This is a genomic window from Psychrobacter sp. N25K4-3-2, assembly GCF_015351755.1.
Lineage (GTDB): Bacteria > Pseudomonadota > Gammaproteobacteria > Pseudomonadales > Moraxellaceae > Psychrobacter > Psychrobacter glaciei.
This window is the reverse complement of sequence record NZ_JADKLX010000002.1, coordinates 561,042-585,178: the sequence shown is the minus strand read 5'-3', so window position 1 is coordinate 585,178 and position 24,137 is coordinate 561,042. Positions and strand designations below refer to the sequence as shown.

Annotated in this window: 19 protein-coding genes; 15 read left to right on the top strand and 4 right to left on the bottom strand. The window is 43.1% G+C overall.

Annotation, left to right across the window (positions count from 1 at the left end):
- The first annotated feature begins 134 nt into the window (after positions 1–134).
- Complete coding sequence (locus IOD06_RS07460; protein WP_194620271.1) at positions 135–2,093, top strand: HAMP domain-containing sensor histidine kinase; 1,959 nt, start codon at positions 135–137, stop codon at positions 2,091–2,093.
- Between the two features lie 275 nt (positions 2,094–2,368).
- On the opposite strand, the gene IOD06_RS07455 is transcribed toward IOD06_RS07460, so the two are convergent.
- The gene (locus IOD06_RS07455; protein ID WP_189586550.1) at positions 2,369–3,535 is read right to left on the bottom strand and encodes a D-alanyl-D-alanine carboxypeptidase family protein; all 1,167 of its coding nucleotides are present in this window, start codon (positions 3,533–3,535) and stop codon (positions 2,369–2,371) included.
- Between the two features lie 549 nt (positions 3,536–4,084).
- A complete protein-coding gene (locus tag IOD06_RS07450) occupies positions 4,085–4,519 on the bottom strand; it encodes an MCR_0457 family protein (RefSeq protein ID WP_010199041.1) in 435 nt (144 codons plus the stop codon).
- 550 nt (positions 4,520–5,069) lie between these two features.
- Between IOD06_RS07450 and surE the strand changes: the two genes are divergently transcribed.
- The 12 genes from surE to modB all read left to right on the top strand — a co-directional run bounded on the left by surE (position 5,070) and on the right by modB (position 16,178).
- On the top strand, positions 5,070–5,882 hold the full coding sequence (surE, locus tag IOD06_RS07445) for a 5'/3'-nucleotidase SurE (protein WP_194620268.1): 813 nt from the start codon (positions 5,070–5,072) through the stop codon (positions 5,880–5,882).
- A 147-nt stretch (positions 5,883–6,029) separates the two neighbouring features.
- A complete protein-coding gene (locus IOD06_RS07440) occupies positions 6,030–6,836 on the top strand; it encodes a peptidoglycan DD-metalloendopeptidase family protein (protein ID WP_194620258.1) in 807 nt (268 codons plus the stop codon).
- 187 nt (positions 6,837–7,023) lie between these two features.
- Positions 7,024–8,328 (top strand): lytic murein transglycosylase, encoded by a 1,305-nt coding sequence (locus IOD06_RS07435; RefSeq protein WP_194620256.1) that lies wholly within the window; start codon positions 7,024–7,026, stop codon positions 8,326–8,328.
- Positions 8,329–8,988: 660 nt separating this feature from the next.
- The gene (glp, locus tag IOD06_RS07430) at positions 8,989–10,284 is read left to right on the top strand and encodes a gephyrin-like molybdotransferase Glp (RefSeq protein ID WP_194620254.1); all 1,296 of its coding nucleotides are present in this window, start codon (positions 8,989–8,991) and stop codon (positions 10,282–10,284) included.
- Positions 10,285–10,406: 122 nt separating this feature from the next.
- The gene (gene moaA, locus IOD06_RS07425; RefSeq protein WP_194620252.1) at positions 10,407–11,519 is read left to right on the top strand and encodes a GTP 3',8-cyclase MoaA; all 1,113 of its coding nucleotides are present in this window, start codon (positions 10,407–10,409) and stop codon (positions 11,517–11,519) included.
- 57 nt (positions 11,520–11,576) lie between these two features.
- Entirely contained in the window at positions 11,577–12,107 is a 531-nt protein-coding gene (moaB, locus tag IOD06_RS07420; RefSeq protein ID WP_194620250.1) for a molybdenum cofactor biosynthesis protein B, read from the top strand.
- 6 nt (positions 12,108–12,113) lie between these two features.
- On the top strand, positions 12,114–12,842 hold the full coding sequence (locus IOD06_RS07415; protein WP_189586570.1) for a molybdenum cofactor guanylyltransferase: 729 nt from the start codon (positions 12,114–12,116) through the stop codon (positions 12,840–12,842).
- A gap of 36 nt (positions 12,843–12,878) precedes the next feature.
- Positions 12,879–13,385: a cyclic pyranopterin monophosphate synthase MoaC gene (moaC, locus tag IOD06_RS07410; RefSeq protein ID WP_194620248.1), complete on the top strand. Its 507-nt coding sequence runs from the start codon at positions 12,879–12,881 to the stop codon at positions 13,383–13,385.
- A gap of 101 nt (positions 13,386–13,486) precedes the next feature.
- Positions 13,487–13,768 carry a MoaD/ThiS family protein gene (locus IOD06_RS07405; protein ID WP_189586576.1) on the top strand — a complete coding sequence of 94 codons (282 nt, stop codon included), beginning with the start codon at positions 13,487–13,489 and terminating at the stop codon, positions 13,766–13,768.
- Positions 13,769–13,818: 50 nt separating this feature from the next.
- Positions 13,819–14,310, top strand: coding sequence for a molybdenum cofactor biosynthesis protein MoaE (locus IOD06_RS07400; protein WP_189586578.1), 492 nt, complete (start codon positions 13,819–13,821; stop codon positions 14,308–14,310).
- Between the two features lie 18 nt (positions 14,311–14,328).
- Complete coding sequence (gene modA, locus IOD06_RS07395; protein WP_189586581.1) at positions 14,329–15,171, top strand: molybdate ABC transporter substrate-binding protein; 843 nt, start codon at positions 14,329–14,331, stop codon at positions 15,169–15,171.
- Between the two features lie 308 nt (positions 15,172–15,479).
- The gene (gene modB, locus IOD06_RS07390) at positions 15,480–16,178 is read left to right on the top strand and encodes a molybdate ABC transporter permease subunit (protein ID WP_189586585.1); all 699 of its coding nucleotides are present in this window, start codon (positions 15,480–15,482) and stop codon (positions 16,176–16,178) included.
- Between the two features lie 57 nt (positions 16,179–16,235).
- Here modB and IOD06_RS07385 read toward each other — a convergent pair whose 3' ends face one another.
- Both IOD06_RS07385 and IOD06_RS07380 read right to left on the bottom strand, forming a co-directional pair.
- On the bottom strand, positions 16,236–16,742 hold the full coding sequence (locus IOD06_RS07385; protein ID WP_194620247.1) for a hemerythrin domain-containing protein: 507 nt from the start codon (positions 16,740–16,742) through the stop codon (positions 16,236–16,238).
- Between the two features lie 249 nt (positions 16,743–16,991).
- Positions 16,992–17,945, bottom strand: a complete 954-nt coding sequence (locus IOD06_RS07380; RefSeq protein WP_189586591.1) for an acyltransferase — start codon at positions 17,943–17,945, stop codon at positions 16,992–16,994.
- Positions 17,946–19,314: 1,369 nt separating this feature from the next.
- Here IOD06_RS07380 and IOD06_RS07375 point away from each other — a divergent pair.
- Positions 19,315–21,195, top strand: coding sequence for a hypothetical protein (locus tag IOD06_RS07375; protein ID WP_194620245.1), 1,881 nt, complete (start codon positions 19,315–19,317; stop codon positions 21,193–21,195).
- On the top strand, positions 21,101–24,109 hold the full coding sequence (locus tag IOD06_RS07370; RefSeq protein ID WP_369075562.1) for a beta strand repeat-containing protein: 3,009 nt from the start codon (positions 21,101–21,103) through the stop codon (positions 24,107–24,109). Before IOD06_RS07375 ends, IOD06_RS07370 begins: the two co-directional genes overlap by 95 nt.
- The last annotated feature ends 28 nt before the right edge of the window (positions 24,110–24,137 follow it).

Below are 24,137 nucleotides of genomic sequence, written 5' to 3'. Positions count from 1 at the left end.
ATAAAGCCCCAAAGTATACTCTGCTGCAGCTTTGTTATAACAAGGCTGCAACAGAGTATACTAATGTTGCTCTTATCATGTCTTGCAAATACCTGTAATATAAATAACCAGTCGTCTTAACTCAGTTGAGTGACATGAACAACCAGCCGTTACAAATCCTTCCTAAGTTTATCTGGCGCTCTGTCGTGCAGGCCATTATTTTGGCTGTGCTGGTAGGTATTCTATTGTCTTTTGTCTATGGTTTTGTGCATCACTATCAGCAAAAGCATCGGCATATTCAGCAGTTGGCTGCCTTACTGACGAGCAGTGCATCGACGATAGACGGTGCAGATACCGTTGCCAAGCAAGTCAGTATTGTGTTGGCGGCAGAACCCAATATCCAAAGTATTTTATTTTATTCAACGCCGCAGCCTATTGCAGATATAGATAGGTTCACAGCCTACCAGTCACATGATGATTGGCAAAACGCTTTGTTCGCTGATACGGTCAGCTTCAATTATCCGGTTGTCAGTGACGATATCACTACCGATAGCACTGCAACGATAGCCGCGACTGAGCAAACAGACAAGCCTTTATCAGATAACATGATCGATCCGCTAGACCCTGAGGCGCTAACTGATGATAGTACCTTGGTTGGCTATATTAATATAACTTTGGACGTAGATAAACTGCGTGCCAACTGGTTGCGCAGCAATTTACTATTATGGTTTATCACCACTATATTGGCTGTCATCTGGATGCTATATATTCTGCGTAAACTCAGCTGGCCTGTCAAAGATATTGCAGCGCTAACCGATGTATGTGAAATCGTTAGCAAACACCCAGAGCTTGAACAGCTGCCCGTTATTTCGCAGCAGTTTGAGTTTCAAGAACTGCTGCAAATTAAGCAGACTTTCACTGTTTTGTTTGATCGCTTGCAAAAGGCACAACAAGACTATGAAGCACTTGCTGTTTTTGAGCAGCAGTTACATCATAAGGATTTGTCTTTAAATGTACAGCTGCATAATTTTCAAAGTATGATTACCCATGAGTTAAAAACCTCGCTGAATGCTATTGTGGGCGGCTTACAGATATTAGATGATGAGCGACTAAGTGATGAGCAAAAAGACGCGTTAGATATCATTCGTAATGGTAGTGAAAAATTGGTATTGTCGCTTGACCAAATCATCCAGTTGAATCAAATACAAAAAGGTCAGATTAGCATCCATTCGAGTGAGTTTAATCCGCTTCAGTTAATTGCTGATCTGTTGGTGGATTTTGAGTCTATTGCTAAACAAAAAGGCTTGACCTTACTCAGCCATGTCTATCATATAGACTATACTCTCGAAGGCGATGTCGAAAAAATAAAACAGGTATTATCGATACTCCTTAGTAATGCGATTAAGTTTACCCCAGTAGGGCAAGTGAGTATTACCTCGCAATTGACCCACTTTGACAACAGTAACCGTTGGCAAATCACTATTAAAGATACCGGTATTGGGATCGATAGTGATTATATCGAGGACATTTTCAACCCATTTTTTCAGGTAGATTCATCACAAACCCGTCAATATGAGGGGACGGGTATCGGCTTGCCAGTGGTCAAACAAATCGCTCAGCTAATGAGCGCGACTATCGAGGTTGAGAGTACCTTAGGCGTCGGTACACAGTTCATGTTCACTATTCCTTTGCCCAATAAACACCAAGTTCATCAGCAAAACCTGTTGGCTGGTTTGGTTGTGGTTTACTATTATATTCATGAAACAGGGTTTTTGGTGGATGAGCTACAGCGTTTGGGAGCGGTGGTCATCTGTCATCAGCAGGGGCATCTCGTTATCGATGAGCTAAATACGAGAAAAGTCGATATGGTGATGTTTGCAGAAGACGTGCCATCGAGTAATGCTGAAGTCATAGCCAAGCGTATACGCCAGTTTGAAAGCTACGAGAGTGAGTACCGTGCTTTATTAGTGTATTGGTACGCTCCAGATCAAGCGCAATATTTAGACAGTTTTGAGCATGGGCTAAAAGCGGCTGGCATTGATTATTGCCATAGCGCCGCCTATGATGATAAAGCCTTAAGTGATCTGCTAAAAAGTTGGCTAATATGGGCATAGCTTATACCAAACGCGAAAAATACGATTAGCTGTGTCAAAATCGCTTAGCCTACAATATGTAGTACTTGCACTCTTCTTCCTTGCTACTCTAATTTTTGTGAATGTTATTACTTCAAAAGTGGCTTGAAATTAATTGATTTAAAAGCAATAGATGTAAGTATTAATTAGTATAGCTATAACTCAGTATAGAAACAAAAAAAGACGCCCAAATTTGAGGCGTCTTTTTTGTTGGTTGATACTTTTATAAAGTGATTTTGCTAGCAGACAGCGTCACTTTAAAATAAGTTCTGTACCCAGCGTACCGCATGCTGCCACATACGACTCATAAAGCCTGATTGCTCGACATCATTGGTCGCGATGATAGGCACTGATGCGACTGCTTTACCATCAATGACAGCCATCAATTTGCCAACTTCTTGACCCTTTTTGATAGGTGCTTCTAGGCTTTCAGGGATATCAACCACGGTCGTGATTTTATTTTTCTGCGTTTTGCTGGTCAAAATTTGCAGATTGTCACCCGTGGTTAGCTCTACTTCCTCAGCTTCTCCAAACCATACAGGGATTTTGCTTACGAATTGGCCAGCAGGTGCTTTGGTTACGGTAGTAAAATGACCAAAGCCCCAGTTGAGTAGCTCACGTGACTGATCGGCACGTGCTTGCTGGCTTTCTGTACCCATAATGACAGAGATTAAACGCATGCCTTCGCGGTTGCTTGAGGCAACTAAGCAATAGCCAGCGGCATCGGTATGACCTGTTTTTAGACCGTCAACAGTAGAGTCGGTACTGAGTAGGGCGTTACGGTTACCTTGCGTAATGCCATTGTAGGTAAACTCTTTTTCGGCATAAATACCATAATAGTCACCGCTATTTTTGACGATAGCGCGCGCCAACTTGGCCAAATCCAACGCAGAGGCTTCATGACCTTCGTCAGGCATGCCCGTAGAGTTAACGAAGTGGGTGTTCTCCATACCAAGCTTTTGCGCTTGCTCATTCATTAAGATGGCAAATGAGTCTTCGCTACCAGCAATATGCTCTGCCATCGCTTTTGAGGCATCATTACCTGATTGAATGATAATACCGCGCAGCATATCGATAACGCTGGCCGTCTTGTTCACCGGCACATACATACAAGACTGACTGCTACTACCGCGACACCAAGCATTTTTGCTCATCAATACTTGTTCTTCTTCTTTGAGATCACCTGATGCTAAGCGCTGCTCAATGATGTAACTGGTCATCATTTTCGTCAGAGACGCTGGTGGAAGAGCTTGATTGGCATTTTTTTGTGCCAAAATTTCACCAGTATTGTAGTCCATTAGCACATAGGCTGTATTTTCCATTTCAGGTGGCTGAATGGCGGCGCTCGCCATCACTGCACTCATAGAAATACTCATGCCAACTACCAGCTGCACCAGCTGTTTTTTTACACGCTTTACTGTCATAGATTGTTACACCGCATCATGGAACCAAATGTATCTGTCGCATCATAGCTGGCACTAAACCTCACACCTTCTATCAAACCGTATGTGTTAAATATAAGGGTTTAAAAGAGTATGTGAATGAGGAAAACCATGCCTGAGCGACGGACATAAAATTAACGCCTTATCTTAGCAAAATGCCAACCGATGGGGAATCGATAAATACAAAAAATAGGACGCAACTAAAAAAGAGAGACAACGCTTATAAAGCATTTCGATATATCAGGATTTATGCATATTTTTCACGTACCACAAAAAAGCTTGCCGCACCCACTGCAATTGAACAGTCGGGTGACAGCAAGCTTCTTCTAAGCGTAATGAGCTTATTCATTAAGCCCATTACGCTATCATTCCAGTTATTGAATTTGATAGGGCAAAAGCAGCAATATCTGTGCTTTTTATGGTTATTTATTGCTGCTTATATCCGATTGAATAATAGAGCTGGTTATATGGAGTAGTATTTTTAGGTTTAGTAAAGTCTGCGTTTTAGTCATATAACTAAAAGCATCGTAATTAATATTCAGCATTTGCCAAATCTTCACACAAGGCTTTGTTCTCTTGCTTGGAGAAGCCCATGGTCCAGCTACGGATGCCTTGTAATATTTGGCGATAATCCTGCTGTGTTGATAGATATTGAATCGCCGCTTTTGGATCTTCTAAAGACGGCATCAATTCATGCAACTGAACGGTATAAGACTTATAAAAACGCTGTTTCTGTTTGCCATTTAGCATCGGTGGACAAATCTCAGACAATACTTGCATCACGGCAATTTCATGCTTGGTGATATTCATACCAGACATATCCAATGGGATAGTGGTTGCTGGATTGGGTGCAGCATTGGTCGCTTGAGACAGCATGGCAACAGACGTTATCAGTCCTGCAAAACCAATTTTTGAGGCGGTCTTTGCTATCACAGAAGCTATAGATAATATCGATTGATTATTCATTCAGTATCACACTCGCTTATCTTTATTTAATGGTCATATGTTAATGGGTAAAAAAACAAAAGTCACATAAAATATTGATTTATGTGTAGATATATTGTGAGCCAAAGGCATTTTGCAGCAACATATCAGTAGCATCAGCTTATAAGTTACGTCAGCATAAAAGTATAAGTTTATATTGTTGTGCGTTGTTGTCTATTGTAACGTGTTACCGACCAGTTTTACTTTCAGATTGCGATTTGACTGCCGTGAAAGATCAAGGGTCGTGTCAAGCAACAGGCAAATTCAGCGCAAAGAGTGGGTTCGTGTCTCTCCACGATTAAGGTATAATCGCCCACAATGTCGTTGCACTTAATACCGTTATAAGGGTAAGGTGCTACCTAATAATGACCATTGCTATAAGAAAACTGAGTGATAACAATCGTTTTTAGCCGTCCGTCAGTGTGAGTTGCGCTAAGCAATAAACCGTCAAATAACGGGCTGAGTATAACAATTTTATCCTTTTAAAGTAGACAAGCAGACAGACGGTCAAACCTAAATATATTGAGTACAAATGAAATTTTTAGTGAGTAATGATGATGGGGTACATGCGCCAGGATTGTTAGCATTGGCGCAAGCCTTATCAAAGGTTGGCGAGGTGATGGTAGTTGCCCCAAACAATGAGCAGAGTGGCTGTGGTAGCGCCTTAAGCATCTCCCAGCCGTTATATACTCATCAATTACCCTCGGGGTTTATCGCGGTTAATGGGTCGCCTGCGGACTGTGTTTATTTGGCGTTACACGAGCTATATCAAGACACACACTTTGACTGCGTGATTACCGGTATTAACTCAGGAGCTAACTTGGGGCAAGATGTATTGTTTTCGGGCACTTTTGGCGCGGCATTGACCGCGCAGCTCTTTGGATTGCCTGCAATTGCAACTTCTCTGGTAGGGGCAAGGATGACAGGCGATGGACAAGATCAAACGAGCCGCTATCAAATGGCCGCCGATGAAATCGTCAAACTGCTAACCGAAACATCTATAGTAGAGGCATTCAAAAGTTTGCCCTATCATGTATTAAACGTTAATATCCCCGATGTAAATGATGCCGATGATATCAAAGGTCGAAAAATTACCTGTCTGGGACATAGCCAAATAGCACGGCCTGTGCATCATGTGGTGGATCCGCGCGGGCGAGATGCCTATTGGCTATCGCTACGTAAGCGGCAATACGAGTCGCCAGCAGAAATTGAAGACACTCAGTCATCGGCAACTAGTATGACGGACGACCAAGCGGTGGCAGCGGGTTATATTAGTCTATCACCAGTACGCTTGCATCACACGCCAGCAGACACTCTCAATAGGCTGTCGGCGTTAATGCTATAATTTAGCGCTGCCAAAGATTAGAAAAATCATTTATTATCGAGTTGTTGATGATGGTATTTGACAAAAATTAAACGGTATAAAAGTTAGCAAAATGCTTGTGATTAGCACAAGGAGTTTGTGAGTAACATAAAGAATAGGAAATCTTGTATGAAGAAGCTTATTGCTGGATCGCGCTTGGCAACGGTAGCATTGATAGGGACGTTAACAGCAGCATCGTTAGCGATAGTCGGCTGTGCGACGAAGCCTACTTACCAATCAGCTAACCAAGCGGGACCTAAGATTATTACCAATGCTAAAGGCGTTCCTAACTATCATCGCGTGCAGCGTGGCGATACGGTCAGTCAAATCGCTGAGCGCTATCGCTTGAGCTATCGTCAAATTGGGGCGATGAACGGTTTGGATAGTAAATATACTATCTATAGCGGTCAATGGTTGAAGCTATGGGAAGGCGCGCCAGTAACGGCAGCTAGCAACAATCGCTATAACACTTATAATGGTACTAATACCTCTGCTCCGTCACAGCCGACTTATACGCCTCCTGTCACCAGCACGCCAACGCCAGCATATGAAGTAACGGCCAACGCGACATCAGGCTACGACTATCCAAGTCGCAACCAAGTGGTTCGCAACTTTGATGCGGCAGCCGGTAACATGGGCATGTGGTTTGCTGGTAACGAAGGTGATCCTGTGCTTGCCAGCCAATCTGGAACTGTGCTGTATTCGGGCAGTGGTCTACCAGAGTATGGCAACCTCATCATGATTCGCCACAGCGATAATTACATCACCGCCTACGCTCACAATAGTCAATTACTAGTCAAAGAAGGCGAGCAAGTACAACTTGGCCAGCGTATTGCCAGTATGGGTAGCAGTGGTCAAACAAACCAAGTCGGCCTAGAGTTTCAAGTGCGCTTGAATGGCAATCCTATCGATCCACGGGCTGTACTTGGACGTTAAATGCTTGGACGTTAAATGCTTGGACGTTAAATGCTTGGACGTTAAATGCTTAGACGTTAAATGCTTGGACGTTAAATGCTTAGACGTTAAATGCTTAGACGTTAAATGCTTAGACGTTAAATTTGATGAACTGCTGCTAATTGTTGCCGCTAATCGCTAAGTCACTTATTCATAATTGAGAGTTTTTATGATGTTAAAAAAACAGTATATTGCCCTTTTTCCTGCCTTAGTGATGGTAGGTTGTACCAGTCAACAGGCGATGCAGAAGCCTAGCAAGCCTGTGTGTCAAGGTAATGTACAGATTACCCAGACCCAAACCATTCAAGTAAAGCCAACACCAGCACCGGTTATCAAGCCGCAGCCAGTGGCAAAACCAAGCTACAACAGCTTTTCTGATTGGAAGTCTGACTTCTCCATGCGTGCGCTGTCATCAGGCTACGATGCCTCAACGGTTCGACGTCTGATGGATTCTGCTTACTTAAATCAGCAGGTCATCTCGCTTGACTCAGGACAGCCAGAGTTTTCAAAGATGCCGTGGGAATATGTTGATTCTGCGGTATCAGATGGGCGTGTGAGTACGGGTAAGCGCAAGTTTTCTGAGCAACGGGCATTTTTGTCACAACTAGAATCGCAGTATGGGGTAAGTGCCGAAACCGTCGCTGCGATTTGGGGCATGGAGTCGTCATATGGTGTGGTGACTGGCAATAGCGATTTGCCAAGCGCGCTCTCTAGCCTTGCTTATGATGGTCGTCGCCAAGAGTTCGCCGAAACGCAGTTGCTGTCATTAGCGACGCTATTGCAGCGCGGTGACGTGTCTTGGTCGCAGTTAGAAGGCTCTTGGGCTGGCGGTATGGGACAGACGCAGTTCATCCCAGGTACTTGGTTGGAGCATGGTGTCGATGGCGATAGTAATGGTCATCGTAATCCATGGTCAACGGGTGATGCCTTGGCTTCTACTGCCAATTATCTCAGCAATTCAGGCTGGGTTCGCGGTCTGGCGCCTTTTTATGAAGTAACGGTTCCGGCTTCATTTGATTACTCGGTGGTCGGTAGCAAGCAACCTGCGGCCAGATGGGCAGCGCTGGGCGTTGATACCATAGATGATATTTATCTCGATGCCAATACGCAAATGGAGCTATGGCTACCAGCGGGTAAAGATGGCCCAGTGCTATTGTTAAGCCCAAACTTTGATGTGATCAAAGTCTATAACAACTCATCGAGCTATGCGCTGGGTGTGAGCTTGCTCGGTAAAGCACTGGCTGGGCAAAGTGGTCTACGAAAATCATGGCCGCGCTATGAAAACCCGTTATCGACTTCTCAAGTGACCAGATTGCAGCAGCGCTTAACCAGTGCAGGTTATGACACCAAAGGCACAGATGGTATTATCGGTACCAATACCCGCAAAGCATTCCAGCGCTGGCAAGCCGATAATGCTCAAACGCCAGACGGTTTTATCAGTCAGCGTAGTGCTTCTTCATTGACATCATGGTGAAGTTGGTTGCTGGCGCTATTATGTAATAATCAACGCCACCGTTTTTGACAAATATGTTCATGATTATAAATAATTATGAACACAAAAAAGCACCTTAACCTAGGTGCTTTTTTATGCCCTATCTAAAGGCATTGATTTACAGGTGTCAGCTTACTTAAAAGGCACTGAGTTAAACAGTACTGAGTTAAAAGGCTTGCATTGAAAATTAAGCAGTTAAAATTAAGTGCTCACTATCTGGGCATGTCATCATTTTAAAAATGACGATAAAAACGAGATAAATTACATCCAAACTGTATCAAATAGCTGGTCAATATCGAGATATTGACCAGCTATTTGATACAGTTTGGTAGTATTTAGCCTGTTTAGTCTCTTCCGTTCAGATTGAGGACATGCCCTAATGTCGATTATCTGTTAGTGTTTAACGAGAACGTTGCTATATAAACCTATTTGTATGATGCTATCAAAAACTTAAGTATGCCTACATTGACGTTATATAAAACCGGCTACAACAATATAGAAAGGATGCAATTGTAGAAGAGATGCCATTAATGCTGATAGCAAAAAATACAGACTGCAGATGACAAACTGTCAGCAATGCCTCGCTATAATGAATAATTATAATGTAATACTAATAACAACCGACAAATTGAGTGTGCTCTTATGATTACGATGGAAGCGTTACAGGCAGCGATAAAGCTGCGCGTAGATACTTATAATAATAATGACTTTCCACTACCAACAAGGGTGCTCAACACCTGTGAGCTGCTAGACAGTCGTAATCAAATACTGGCGCAAGATATCACCGCAACATTCGATATACCAAGGCAGAATCTATCAGCGATGGATGGTTATGCCATTGCTCATGGCAGCGATATATCAAACGACAGCAGCATTCAAATCATTGGCGAATCACAAGCGGGCAGTGCTTATACTGGTGACTTAACAGTAGGACAAGGTGTGCGTATCTTTACTGGCGCCGTCGTTCCAGATAGCTGTGACACAGTCATCATGCAAGAGAATACTAACTTTGCCACTATTAGAGACTCAATCGACAAATCAAAACCTTACACGGTGACGCTGTCGCAAACGGCTCAGATCGATAGCAATATTCGCAAACAAGGTGAAGAAATCGAATCGGGCGAGGCCGTTTTGAAGGTAGGTAAACGCCTTAATGCTACTGATATTAGCTTATTGGCTAATTTGGGAGTCAGCCAAGTCAAGGTATTTCAGCCGTTGATCGTAGGCTTGTTAGCAACTGGTGATGAGCTGGTTGCTATTGGCAATGAGCTGACAAGCTTGGCGCAAATATATAATTCCAATACGCCGACACTCAAAACCATGCTGGCTGATCTGCCGATGACCATTCGTGATTACGGCATTATCCCTGATAATCTAGAGCAGACGACTGCCGCTGTCCACAAAGCGATGCAAGACTGCGATGTCCTGATATCCACGGCTGGCGTCTCGGTTGGTGATTATGATTTTTTGACCACCGTGATTGAACAGCTGGGTCAGATTAACCACTATAAAGTCGCGATGAAGCCGGGTAAGCCGTTTGTGTTTGGTGAATTAAATAAAGATACAGCTAAACCCGTGTTATATTTTGGTCTGCCGGGCAATCCATTATCGACGGTCGTTGGGGCACTACAGTTTGTGATACCAGCATTGTGGCAAATGTCAGGCGCTGATCTAGCAGAGCGACCTATGCAACTGAGTGTCAAAGCGACACTCACAAACGATATCAGAAAATCAGCCGGTCGTAAGGACTTTCAGCGCGGCGTTCTCACACAAAACGATGCTGGCAGTTATCAAGTTGAGTGCTTCTCAGGTCAGCAATCACATAGAATCAAACAGCTTAGCCGAGCGAATTGCTTTGTTGTTTTGGACAAAGACAGTGGTAATGTGGCATCAGGTGATAGCGTCATTGTGCAGCCGTTCCCTTGGCTACATGCGTAGTGACAGTTTTCTAAATCTCTATAAGATGAATACAAAAAAACTGAAAATAAATCATACAATGGTAGGCCAAACACGAATAATAAAGTAATGCTGCCCACAAGCACTACTGATGGTAGGAAAATATGAGTGATGACAACATTAAGATAGGCCATGCACAACTGTATTCGCCTAGTATGTCTACAGTAACAGCAGTCGCCGCTTTTGATAGCTATCAAGCCCCGTCTGTAGCAGCACCTACCGAGCAAGATATTGAGCACTCTCAACCGTTAACTGATGGTTTTGCTCGACGTCTCACTTATCTGCGTTTGTCTATTACTGACTTCTGTAATTTTCGCTGTGAATACTGTTTGCCGAACGGCTATCAAGGCAAACGCCCTGATGATGAGCTCAGCGTCCCTGAGATTGCCACACTGATACGCGGCTTTGCTCAAGTCGGCACCAAAAAAGTTAGAATCACTGGTGGTGAGCCATCGATTCGTCGTGATGTCGTCGAGATTATTGAAACCATTAAACAAACTGATGGCATTGAAACGGTGGCGATGACCAGTAATGGTTATAAGCTGGGTAAGCATTTAGCCAGTTGGCAAGCGGCTGGGCTCGACCAGTTAAATATCAGCATGGACAGCTTTGATGCTGCTACCTTTCATAAGATGACAGGCTTTGATAGCTTACTGCAACTGCTTGCTGACATGGATACGTTGCTGCAAACTACGGATATCAAGCTTAAAATTAACAGTGTGTTGATGGCAGAAACTGCCTTTGAAAATCTGATAGATGCCATTGATTACGTCAAAGATAGACAAGTGACTTATCGATTTATAGAGTTCATGCAGACCAGTGACAATAGCGACCTGTTTTTTGCCCAGCATGCCCAGTCCGATATTATTACCGATTATTTATTAGAGCATGGTTGGCAGCCACATGAGCGTGGCAGTAGCGATGGTCCTGCAGTAGAGTACAGCCATCCTGATTATATGGGACGCATTGGTATGATTGCCCCTTACGCGGCGCATTTCTGTGATACCTGCAATCGCCTACGGGTGAGCAGTCAAGGAAAAGTGCATCTGTGCTTATTCGATCAAGGCAACTATGATATTCGTCAGCATTTACAGAACAATGATGTGCAGGGTTTAGTCAATGATCTCCATAGCTTTATGCCGATTAAACCTGAGCATCATCATTTGCATGATGCCAATAGTGGCATTATGCACAACCTGTCAATCATTGGCGGTTAAATTAATAATCACGTTACGCTTTTTTAAACATTAACATCACCTTCTCTAGGAAACTCTATGAGCAAACCCGCTGCAGCATTTACACCGCTCAATATCGCCGTATTAACCGTCTCTGACAGTCGCACAATCGCAGAAGATACTTCAGGACAATACTTGGCAGACAGCTTAACCGAAGCAGGGCATCACTTGGCAGATCGGCAGCTGATCTCTGATGATATCTATCAGATAAGAGCGGTTATCAGTGGCTGGATTGCAGATCCAAAAGTTCATGCAGTGATTACGACAGGTGGTACGGGATTTTTTATCAGAGATAGCATGCCAGAGGCTGTTAAGGTGTTGTTTGATAAGTCGATCGATGGCTTTGGTGAAATGTTTCGTCTCATCTCAAAAGATGAAATTGGTATGTCTACGGTACAATCACGAGCAGTTGCTGGTATGGCGAATGGCACGGGTATATTTTGCTTACCCGGCTCATCAGGCGCGTGTCGTACTGGCTGGGAAAATATCTTAAAAGAGCAGTTCGATAGCCGTACCCGTCCATGCAATTTTGTGCCGCACTTTTTGGCAAAAAATCCTAGCCATGACTGATATTCAATGATGGCTAATACTGCACCACATCTAAATAGCTTAGCAGGCGTAGTCATCTTAGCGGGTGGCGCGTCCAAGCGTATGGGCGTGCCCAAAGCGGAACTCACCCTACCGACAGGTGAGCGGCTGTTAGACTATCATGTGGGTCATGTCCTTGAACTAAAAGCAGCTGCCGAAAATGCAACTGATTTCAATATACCGATTATGATTGCGGACAATGAGCGTGGTTTTACGGTTGATTTAGATTTAAGTATTGGTAATCCACAATCTCCAATGATGCATATTGCTGATTACACTCCTGTCAATGATGACGAGCAGAGTGATAACGGTGGAGCATTGGTTGCTATTGAATCAGCTTTGCAGACATTAGCCAAGCTCACTGATACAATGCCAAACCAAAAATCCGGCTCATCATGGTTACTCGTTATTAGCTGCGATAGTTTAATACCGGCAACAGGCTTGTGGCAGAAATTACAACCAGTGATTAGTCAAGTGGCCGATAAAAAAGTGGTTTGCCTAACCGATGATAGCCATCTATATCCGTTGTTAGGGCTGTATCAATTGAGTATTGAGGCCGATTTAAAGGCTTATATTGATAGCGGTCAACGCCGTGTCATGTCATTTATTAAGCCTCTTACGCAAGCTGTGCCTTTGACAGAAAATTGGCAGTGTCTAACCAACTTTAATACCCCTGAAGATTTCCAACGTGCCTGCGCAGCGTTAAGCGATTTATAAAAAATTATCAAGAGACATTATTAAGAGAAATTAGCAATGAATAGCAATAATCAGGAAAGCAGACAATCTAGCTTATCGCATCTAGATGGCAATGGTGATATTACCATGGTCGATGTCAGTGGCAAGATGGCAACGACGCGAGAAGCAAACGCGGTCGGACAAGTGCGTTTTCCAAGCGAGATTTATGCGCAAATCAAAGCTGCTGATGGCATGACTAAAAAGGGTAGCATCACTCAGACGGCACATATCGCCGGTATTATGGCCGCCAAGCGCACACACGATTTGATTCCATTGTGTCATCCATTGCCGCTAGACAAGATTGGTCTAGCCTTTGCTTATGATGACGACCTAAATGCCATTATCGTCAGCGGCACTGTCAAAGTCACGCATAAAACTGGGGTCGAGATGGAAGCCTTAACCGCCGTTAGCATTGCTTGTCTGACCATCTATGATATGACCAAAGCACTATCGCATGATATCGTTATTGATAATATTCATTTGGTGACAAAAATGGGCGGCAAATCAGATTATAGTCATGCTTAAAATCAGGCTTAGATTGATGGAATTTTTTCACGATGAGCATTACTAAATGAGCAGTAATATCAGTATAACGCTTGATAGCTTACACAGAATGGAAGGTTTTTATGAGTACTATTGACGTAGCACCAAACACTGAATCGATGATGACTATCAACGTCTTGTATTTCGCCAGCTTAGCGGATGAAGCCAACTGCCAACAAGAAACGCTCAGCGTTGAGCAGTCGACCTCATTAACTGAGCTGTACGAACAACTCAGTCAAAAGCATCGCTTTAGTCGCCCGCAGGCAGAGCTACGCGTGGCGGTAAATGATTACTTTGTTAAATGGACAGACCAGATCCATGATGGTGACAGTGTGGTATTTATCACGCCAGTCGCGGGTGGTTAAATTTTAGTAGACCGCTTCCTATTTAAAAAGACAGCAAATAGAGATATCACATGACAGATAACGTCCATAGCCACTCAATGACCATCAAGCGTAGCATCGACGAAGCCTATCTAATCGCTGAGCGTGATGGCTTTGCGTTATTGGATGTGGCGATTGATGAAGGCCGACTCAAAGACACCCTCGACGATGATCGCTGCGGCGCTTTTGTCTGCTTTGAGGGCAGAGTACGTAATCACAATAATGCCACCAGCGTTGAACGCTTAACCTATTATGGCTACGAAGACTTGGCACTGAATCAAGGTCGCGCTATCATCGAAGAAGCCAAAAAGCGTTTTGAAATCACTCATGCTATTGCCATCCATCGTATTGGTGCTTTAGAGATAGGCGATGTCGCTGTCTGGGTGGGCGTGGTTTCTGCCCATCGTTATCCCGCTTTTGATGCTTGCCGCTGGATACTAGATACGATTAAGGCAGACATTCCGGTATGGAAGCAAGAGTATTACGACAATGATGTTTCGAAGTGGCTTAGCAATAACGGTTAAGAACGAGGATGGTTAGTAATGGCTAAGTTGATGGCAGTGACACCTATCTTTGCATTTTTACTAGTAGCGTTAAGCGCTTGTACATCAGAAAATACGGTTGACACGGATTCTGCTAGCCAGACACCTGAGCAAACTCAAACCCTGCGTATCGCTGCTGCTGCCAATTTATCGGATGTATTGCCTCAAATTATTGACGGTTATAAAACAGATGAAAACTTAGCGGCGCAGGATATTGACGTCACTTATGCCTCATCAGGTAAGTTATACGCGCAAATAAAAGCAGGGGCACCTTACGATATATTCTTATCTGCCAATCAAGAATTCCCTGCCAAACTGGCGGCTGAAAGAGTCGTAGACAACGATAAAAATAATGAGAGTTATACACCATTTACTTATACGCAAGGTCAATTGGTACTATATAGCGTCACTAAGTCATTGCATGGGCTTGAGCCAGCAGCAGTGAGTGACTTATTAATAAAAGACGCTAATGGCAAGATAGCCATCGCCAATCCTGAGCTTGCCCCTTATGGCGCATCGGCACAAGCCTATTTACAGTCGCAAAATTTATATAACACTTTAAATAAGCAAAAACGCCTGATACAAGCAGAAAATATCGGCCAAACATTTCAATATGCGCATACGGGTAGTGTGGATTATGGCTTTGTTGCACAGTCACAAATCATCGCTATCAAAGCCAAACCCGAACAATTCATCACGTTAGCACCAGCCTCTTATCCAGCGATTTTGCAAGATGGTATCGTTATTAGTGATGCACTCATTGCTACAGATTTTACAGATTATTTACGCTCGAAAGCAGGACAACACTATTTCTCACAAGCCGGCTATCTAATGGTTAAATAACCAAGCATTATCCTTATACCAGACCCAAAAATACGATTAGCTGTGTCAAAATCGCTTGGCCTACAATGCGTAGTACTTACACTCTTTTTCCTTGCTACTCTAATTTTTGTGAATGATATAGTGAGTGAAAAGTAATATTGAACCATCAGGCACTGCTGATATTAATTTTCCTTGCTTGCTGTGCTTACACAGACAGAGGCGACAAAAAATTGATATCAGCAAGACCGTCGCGTTTTTAGTATATTTTGACTATATTACTTGTTACGATCATTAATGGCTAGCAACGACCAAGAAAGAGCAATGACGTTATGATAGCCCAATCTTTTATGGCAGACATGCTCAGTCCATTGTGGGTGAGCGTTAAGCTCGCTAGTGTTACGACCTTATGCTTATTACTGTTTGCCACGCCTGTCGCTTATTGGCTCGCCAAACCGAGCCGTGGCCGAGTACTTAGTCGTTTTAAAGTCTTACTAATGGGCGTTATCGCGTTGCCGTTAGTATTACCGCCTACCGTGATTGGCTTTTATTTATTACTGCTATTAAGCCCCAACGTGGGTATCGGTAGATGGCTCGCTGAGCATGATATCAGCCCATTCATCTTTACCTTTGAAGGGCTTGTCATCGGCTCTATTATTTACTCGTTGCCCTTTTATATTCAGCCTGTCTACGCTCAGTTTTTGCGCATTCCAGCCAGCGTCATCGAAGTGGCGCATTTATTGGAGCCAAGTCGTCTGAGGCGCTTTATGAAAGTAGCATTGCCACAAGCGCGCGTTGGTATTATTCTTGGCAGCTTAATTAGCTTTGCCCATACCATTGGCGAGTTTGGAGTGGTATTGATGATAGGTGGGAGTATCTCAGGTGAGACCAAAGTCGTCTCGATTGCTATCTATGAGCAAGTTGAGGCGCTGAATTATGAAGCGGCACATATGATGTCCGGCATTCTTATTATCATTGGTATCATCATGGTCGCCTTGATTGCCACTGTCAATAAGCTAAATCAACGCTGATGCTCAATTAACGCCAATAGAAGCGACGCAAACCGCATTTTTAACATACTCTAATTTCTAGCGGTTCTCATCTGAGCGCTTAATACTGTCTGGGCTTGCTTGATAAACAGCATCCAGCTCATCCTCTGTTAGATACTTCTCTACAATAGGATATAGTTCGCGCTCCTCAAAACGAATATGGTCGTATAGTAACGTGCCAAGCTCTCTGACTTGTACTCTCGTTAGAGACTGACTCGCCGTTTTTTGACCCGCATCTATCAGGGTCTGCAAGCGTTTATGCTGACCAGCAAGCGCCGCTAATACCGATGCTACTTCAGGTTGAGATGCTCGATAAGGCTCTAACGCATTAGCAATTAAGTTGTCTTCAATCTGAAAATGATCTTCAATCTGAAAATGATCTTCAATCTGAAAGTGATATTGCATATCGTCGATATAAGCGGTGAGATTATGCCAGTGCTTGGCAATCTCTGTAACCGTGTCAGTGCATTCTTTCGCATGACGAGACAAGTTAAGACCAAGGTGATGCTGGCGAGATAATGGCTGTAATTGATTGGCACGTTTCATATTTAAATACCTTGATGAGTCAGGGCGTGTCCTCAATCTGAACGAAAGTGACTAAATGGGTTAAAAACGGCTAAATCTTGCCAAACAGCTAGTTAATATTCTCTGCGCTGTCTCTTTCTTGTATTGACCTAACTATAGTCATGCTCTAACCACCAAGCATGCTTTTTGACACCCCACTCACTTTTTTAATGTGGGGGTCAAAGTATCAAAATATATAAGCCTTATTTATTAACTTTTCTATTGATTGGTTTAGACGTCAGGACGGTTATCAAATTCAGCCAGCATAGCGCTAATACGCTGATCTTTTTGATGCCACATTTCCTCTATCCAAGCAAACATTTGCGCCTTGATGGCCTCATCATTCTCATAACCACCGTTTTTGACTGCATCAAATAGTGCATCAGGTATCTCGACATGTCGCACGTCGACACCCAAACGCTTAATGTTGCCCTTCCACAGATCACTATACGTCGGCACCCCGTCAGGATAAACGATGGTCATATCCAAGATGCCATCCATCTCTTTACCCAACGCATTGATCGCCAATGAGAGACCACCCGCGCGAGGCTTGAGCAGATGCTTATAAGGTGACTGCTGTTTGTCATGCTTGTCTTGGGTAAAGCGCGTCCCTTCTAAATAGTTCAATAAGGTAAAGGGTTTGTCTTTGAGGAGGGCGCATGCGCGTTTTGCTTCTTCGATATCCTTACCTTGTAAGGCTGGGTTTTTAGCAATCGCTTCTTTAGAGTGCCGACGCATCATAGGAAAGTCTAAAAAGTAAAAAGCTTGACCAATGACAGGAATATATATCAGCTCAAACTTGGTGAAAAAGCGCGTTAATGGTAAGCGATTTTCACTAATATATTGCACGATACTGGTATCTACCCATGATTGATGATTACTCATCAGTAGGTATTTGCCCTGCATATTGACGTCATCGGGTAGGCTGATACGCCAGTCTTTCTCTGGCAAGATATTATCGATTAAAGCGTTATTACTGTTTATCCAATAATTGGTCACTTTGATCATCGTGTCATCAGCGATCGCTGCACCGGTCACGACTTTGGTAGCACCCATCAGCCATACGGGTAGCGCAACGATTAAGCTATTACCAGCAAGCACACCTGTCGCCGTTGCAAGCGAGGCGACTTTGCCCAGTTTAGGGTTGCGTTTGTGCATTTTTTGCATGAATGATGACAGTCGCATGTTAAATCCTTTTATTCTACTAACTGATAATGACTCCAGTTCACTGAACGCTCGTTAACCATAGTCGGTTCAATATAATTTGGATACAAGGAAGGCAAGGGAAAGTACTACAAATAGTAGACTAAGCGAGCCTGACACCGTATCTGATTTATAGAGGACTGACCATATTTGGTTTTTATGAGCGTATAAACTGGAATTGAGAAGATTCGACCTATCATTATCCACTTGTTGGCGGTGTTTTCTAGCGTTTTTGAGTAATTTCTAATGCCATTGACTCAGTAAATAAAATTGGAACACCATTTTTGTACCAAAATAAGCTATAAATTTTTGTTGACCCGCTATTTAACACTGTTTGGCAAGATTTATCTATGTTTGGCTCATGTAGTCGTTTCCGTTCAGATTGAGTACACGTCCTAACGCGCCCCGAATTGTCACAGTAGGCATCATCAATGACTCGAATGCATCTACTGACGCCTGCAACAATCTTGTTAGATTTGAGATGTTAATAGATAACATACTTGATAAGGATATCACGATGATAAACAGGATCACTCATGCTTAATTTGAAAAGACTAACGTTAACCAGTGCCATCATTATCCGTTTTCAATCAAGCCGTTCAGAATATAAAAGTGCCATAAGGTGTTGCTGATGTAATAGGAGGCTTCTTACCCACACTTCAATACTTTACTAAGGCTGAATTTGAGGCGTTAAGTTGTGATGCCTATAAATTGCAGTCTATCTGTAGTTCTAGAGATTTCAGCACAGACCCCTAATAGATTTCGGTATAGCTCTATACCGTGAGAACAATGGCGATGCGATATGGTTAATTGAGTGACCATCTCTAAAGGCATTCTATCGCCATCGAATTGATATAAATCAATGGCTTGCATGATGACTTTAGGAGTGTCGTGAGAGCGGTCAATCTTAAATAAGTAGAGAGCCAAGGTTTTTCTATTAGAGAGAATCATACTTTTATGATGGCTGACGATGTAGAGATATAGTCGCTTGGCGCTTGAATCAACATGCGAATAGCACCTTCTTAAATTTCAGATATGTGGTTCTGTCTTTTTATGGCCATATTCTCTCAGATTTAATAAATATTCGATTATATAAATATATGCTTGCAATGCTTACAAAACAATAATAATATTACATAGTCACTTAGTTTTAATTACATTAAAACAACTTTTATTTACATCATCAAAAAGACCTATTTAAAGAAGTAATGTTTTTCATATCGGTACAATTTATTCAGCATTTTCTCAAATAACTTTCTGTAAACCCTTATATGAAGTATCTATAGAGCATGTACAAAAATATTTTTGTTCCATGCTGTAATGAATTCCTATTCAAAATAGAGTATGCATCATGATGAAGACGACTAAAACACCTATTTTACAAAGGACGGCTCTAATACTGGCAATGAGTGCAGTCAGTTTTCCATCATATGCGTTAGGTCCTCTTGATAATAGCTACGAATACTTTGATGAGGGTCAGGTCATTGTTAGTAATCGTGATCGGATCACTGCAAATGAAGCTCAAACACAAACTAACACTAATGAACTCAATACCAACCGGCCTTATATAGATCAGTTAATAGACAGTATAGACAATCCACCAGCACCCGTAGTTGTGCCAGATGATCTGCCAACTGCACCAGTAGGTGGTACGGCTCCACAGTCTACAGGATCAGGGCCAGGGCCAGGGTCATCAGGATATTCAGATAGAACTAATAGAAAATGTTCAGAAACTATTGATAATGAAATTCGTACTCTAGAATATACTCAGATAGGTGTTGATTTAGCTGCAATAGCTGTAGAAGCAGCTGGTGAAGCAATACAGGCGTTACCTTTTGGTGCCGGGGCTGGCGGTTCTATACTTGTTGTTGGCTCACTAGTGACTCAAGCAGCAGGTATTGCACTTGGATTTACTACACTTGCATTGGATGCTGATGCCGCAGATGCGCCGTCATGTGGGCAGGAGTTCGTCGGTGATGTCGAGGTAACAGAGGGTGCAGCTGTTGTTGTTGAAAATAGAGCTGGTACTTCATCAGTATCATTAGGTCCTGATGGAGCAGGTAACCTACAATCGGGAGTGTCTATTGGTGGTGGACAGATACTAGGGGCTGGTGACAGTAACAATGGAGATGCCGCGACAGCATCAGACCCAACAGCGATTGCCATCGGTAATGGTTCTCAAGCATTAGTAGCAAATAGTACCGCTATTGGAGAGAGCGCCATAGCAAGCGGTGCAAATTCAAGTAGCTATGGCGCACAGTCTCAAGCAACGGGTGGAAACAGCACTGCAATTGGACGAGATGCGCAAGCGACCAATACAAATACGACAGCAGCTGGTGTGAGTAGTAGAGCGACAGGTTCAAACAGCACAGCAACTGGACAAGGTGCACAGGCGACCAATACAAATACGACAGCAGCTGGTGTAAGTAGTAGAGCGACAGGTTCAAACAGCACAGCAAACGGACAAGATGCACAAGCTACCGCCATCAATACCACGGCAACCGGTGTGAGTAGTAGAGCGACTGGTTCGAACAGCACAGCAAACGGACAAAACGCACAAGCCACCGCCTTGAATACCACGGCAACCGGTGTGAGCAGTAGAGCGACAGGTTCAAACAGCACAGCAACTGGACAAGGTGCACAGGCGACCAATACAAATACGACAGCAGCTGGTGTAAGTAGTAGAGCGACAGGCGCAAACAGCACCGCAACTGGACAAAACGCACAAGCCACTCAAGAAAATGCAACGGCAATGGGTCAAAACGCACAAGCTACCGCTGTAAATACAACAGCAGCTGGTGTGAACGCTCTAGCAACAGGCGCAAACAGCACAGCAAATGGACAAGACGCACAAGCCACCAATACAAATACGACAGCATCAGGTGTGAGCAGCAGAGCGATAGGCTTAAATAGCACAGCAGCCGGACAAGATGCACAAGCTACCCAAGAGAATACAACGGCAACCGGTGTGAGCAGTAGAGCAACAGGTCTAAACAGCACCGCAACTGGACAAAACGCACAAGCCACTCAAGAGAATGCAACGGCGTTGGGTCGCAATGCGAAAGCCACTGCTGTTAATACAACAGCAACTGGTGTCAATGTGAAAGCAACCGGTCTAGAAGCCACCGCCACCGGTTTTGAAGGCACAGCATCAGGATCTTACGCAACCACCTCAGGTAGTAGAGCTATTGCTTCAGGATTTGGCTCAACAGNCAAATGGTGCACAAAGTAAAGCAACGGCAGACCGTACCACTGCAATAGGTTACGACAGTGTGGCGTTGGCTCAAAACAGTACAGCAGTTGGCGCAGTTGCTCTAGCGACAGGTCTAAACAGCACCGCAACTGGACAAAACGCACAAGCCACTCAAGAGAATGCAACGGCGTTGGGTCGCAATGCGAAAGCCACTGCTGTTAATACAACAGCAACTGGTGTCAATGTGAAGGCAACTGGTCTAGAAGCCACCGCCACCGGTTTTGAAGGCACAGCATCAGGATCTTACGCAACCACCTCAGGTAGTAGAGCTATTGCTTCAGGGTTTGGCTCAACAGCAAATGGTGCACAAAGTAAAGCAACGGCAGACCGTACCACTGCAATAGGTTACGACAGTGTGGCGTTGGCTCAAAACAGTACAGCAGTTGGCGCAGTTGCTCTAGCGACAGGCGCAAACAGCACCGCAATGGGACAAAACGCACAAGCCACTCGAGAGAATGCAACGGCATTGGGTCGCAATGCTATTGCTAATGGTACCAACTCATTATCTGTAGGAGCGTCTAACGAGTCTTTAGCGAATAGAACGACAGCGGTTGGTTCTAATAATATCGTTGAAGCAGCAAGTTCATCGACCATTGGACAGTCTAATATTATAAAAGCTACGAGTCCTACCACTACTAGCAGAGCAGTAAATAATACTGTGGCGAACAGCCATGCACTTGGAAATAATAATATTATCAACTCAAGTGATACATTTGTTTTGGGTTCTAATATTAATAACACAGGGCAAGTTGATAACGCTGGTAACGCCATACCAATAGGTAATACAGTCAAAAACTCAGTCTATTTAGGCAACAACACAGTTGCGACGGCAGGCGATAGTGTCGGTACACAGCTGTTACAAGTTAATGGACAACAAGGCAATACGACGACTGCTGGAAACACTGGCAGAGTGGCCAATACAGTAATAGGTAGCATCGATTACAATAACTTTGCAGCAAGTACGGCAAACGGTGTTATATCAGTAGGATCAGCCAATAATGAACGTAGAATTCAAAACGTAGCAGCTGGTGAAATATCCCAAACCTCCTCAGATAGTGTCAATGGTAGTCAGTTATATTCTGTTGCGATGAATACCTCACTAAATAGAGATATTTCACTTAAAAATCAGAGTGATATTGCTGCGGCCAAAGTTGAAATCGATGATACCAAAAATGCTTTAACCACTGCTAATACTCTTATTTCGACAAATACGGCCAACATTGCATCTAATGCGACTGATCTAGTCACTGTTAAGGCCGCCACTTCTAAAAATACTAATGATTTAGTGACAGCCAATAATGCAATTTCTCAAAATACTAGCTCGATCGCTCAGTATGCAAGTGCTCTTGGTACTATCAACACAAGTGTGTCCGACAATACAAGTGCATTGACCACGGCCAACGCAGGTATTGCTAAAAATACTGATGATTTAGTAATAGCAAACGCAGGGATTGCCAAAAACACTGGTGATTTAGTAATAGCAAACGCAGGAATTGCTAAAAATACTGGTGATCTAGTAACGGCCAATAACGCGATTTCTAGCAATACGAATATCATTTCACAAAACGTGGGTAAGCTCATTGTTATTGAGTCTGAAGTTTCAAAAAACACGAATGATTTAATCAATGCCAACACCAAGATTTCAAAAAATGCTGATGACTTAATCAATGCCAATACCAAGATTTCGAAAAACACGGATGATTTAGCCAATGCTAATACCAATGTTTTGAAAAATACGGATGACTTAATCAATGCTAATACTAAGATTTCGAAAAACACAGATGATTTAGCCAATGCTAATACCAAGATTTCGAAAAACACAGATGATTTAGCCGACGCTAACACCAAGATTTCGAAAAATACGGATGATTTAATCAATGCCAATACTAATATTTCAAAAAACACAGATGACTTAATCACTGCCAATACTAAGATTTCAAAAAATATAGATGATTTAGCCACTGCCAATACTAAGATTTCGCAAAATAAAGGCGATATCCTGAAAAATAGTGAAAACTTAGTGACAGCGAACAGTACGATAGCTAAAAATAGCAATGATATTTTAAAAAATGCAGAAGATTTAGTTAGCGCAAACAGTGGTATAGCTAAAAACAGAGATGATCTAATAACAGCAAATACAGTGATATCTCAGAATTCAAATGATATCTCAAGTAACAAAAATGATTTGAATGTGGCGAATGTGGCTATCGCTAAAAACAGCGATGACTTAATAACAGCAAATACAGCTATTGCTAGAAACACAAACGATTTGGTCGATACGGCTGCTAACGTCGCTAGTCTAGATTCAGTAGTTCAGCAGAATACTACTAAGATATCTAAAGGAATTACATTTAACGATGGTACAAATAGCACTACACATCAGTTAGGCGATACGATTGCAGTGAAGAGTACCAATCAGAATGTATCTGTTCAAACGACAAGTGAAGGCATTAGTGTAGGACTAAACAACGACATTCAGGTAAATAGCATTCAAATCAACAATGGTCCTAGTCTGTCCAACAATGGCATAAATGCTGCCAATACCAGAATAACCAATGTATCTCCAGGTGTTAATTATAATGATGCTGTGAATGTTGGACAGTTATCAAAAGTGTACGAATACTCACGTGAATATTCACGACAAGGTGATGAAATTGCTTACAAAGGCATAGCGATGTCAGCTGCCTTATCCAACGGTTCAGACGCAGTGGCTAGACCTGGTCAGCTGTCAGGTATGATCGGAGTAGGAAACTTTAAAAGCAATACTGCCATGGCAATTGGCATAACATATTTGAGTAAGGAAAGTAATTATAAGCTAACAGGAGGGTTTGCATATGCTGGAAGTGATGACATCTTATATCAGGGTGGGCTTGCTTTTGCGATAGGTCGATAAAACATTCTTTTAACAAAACATTTTTGGC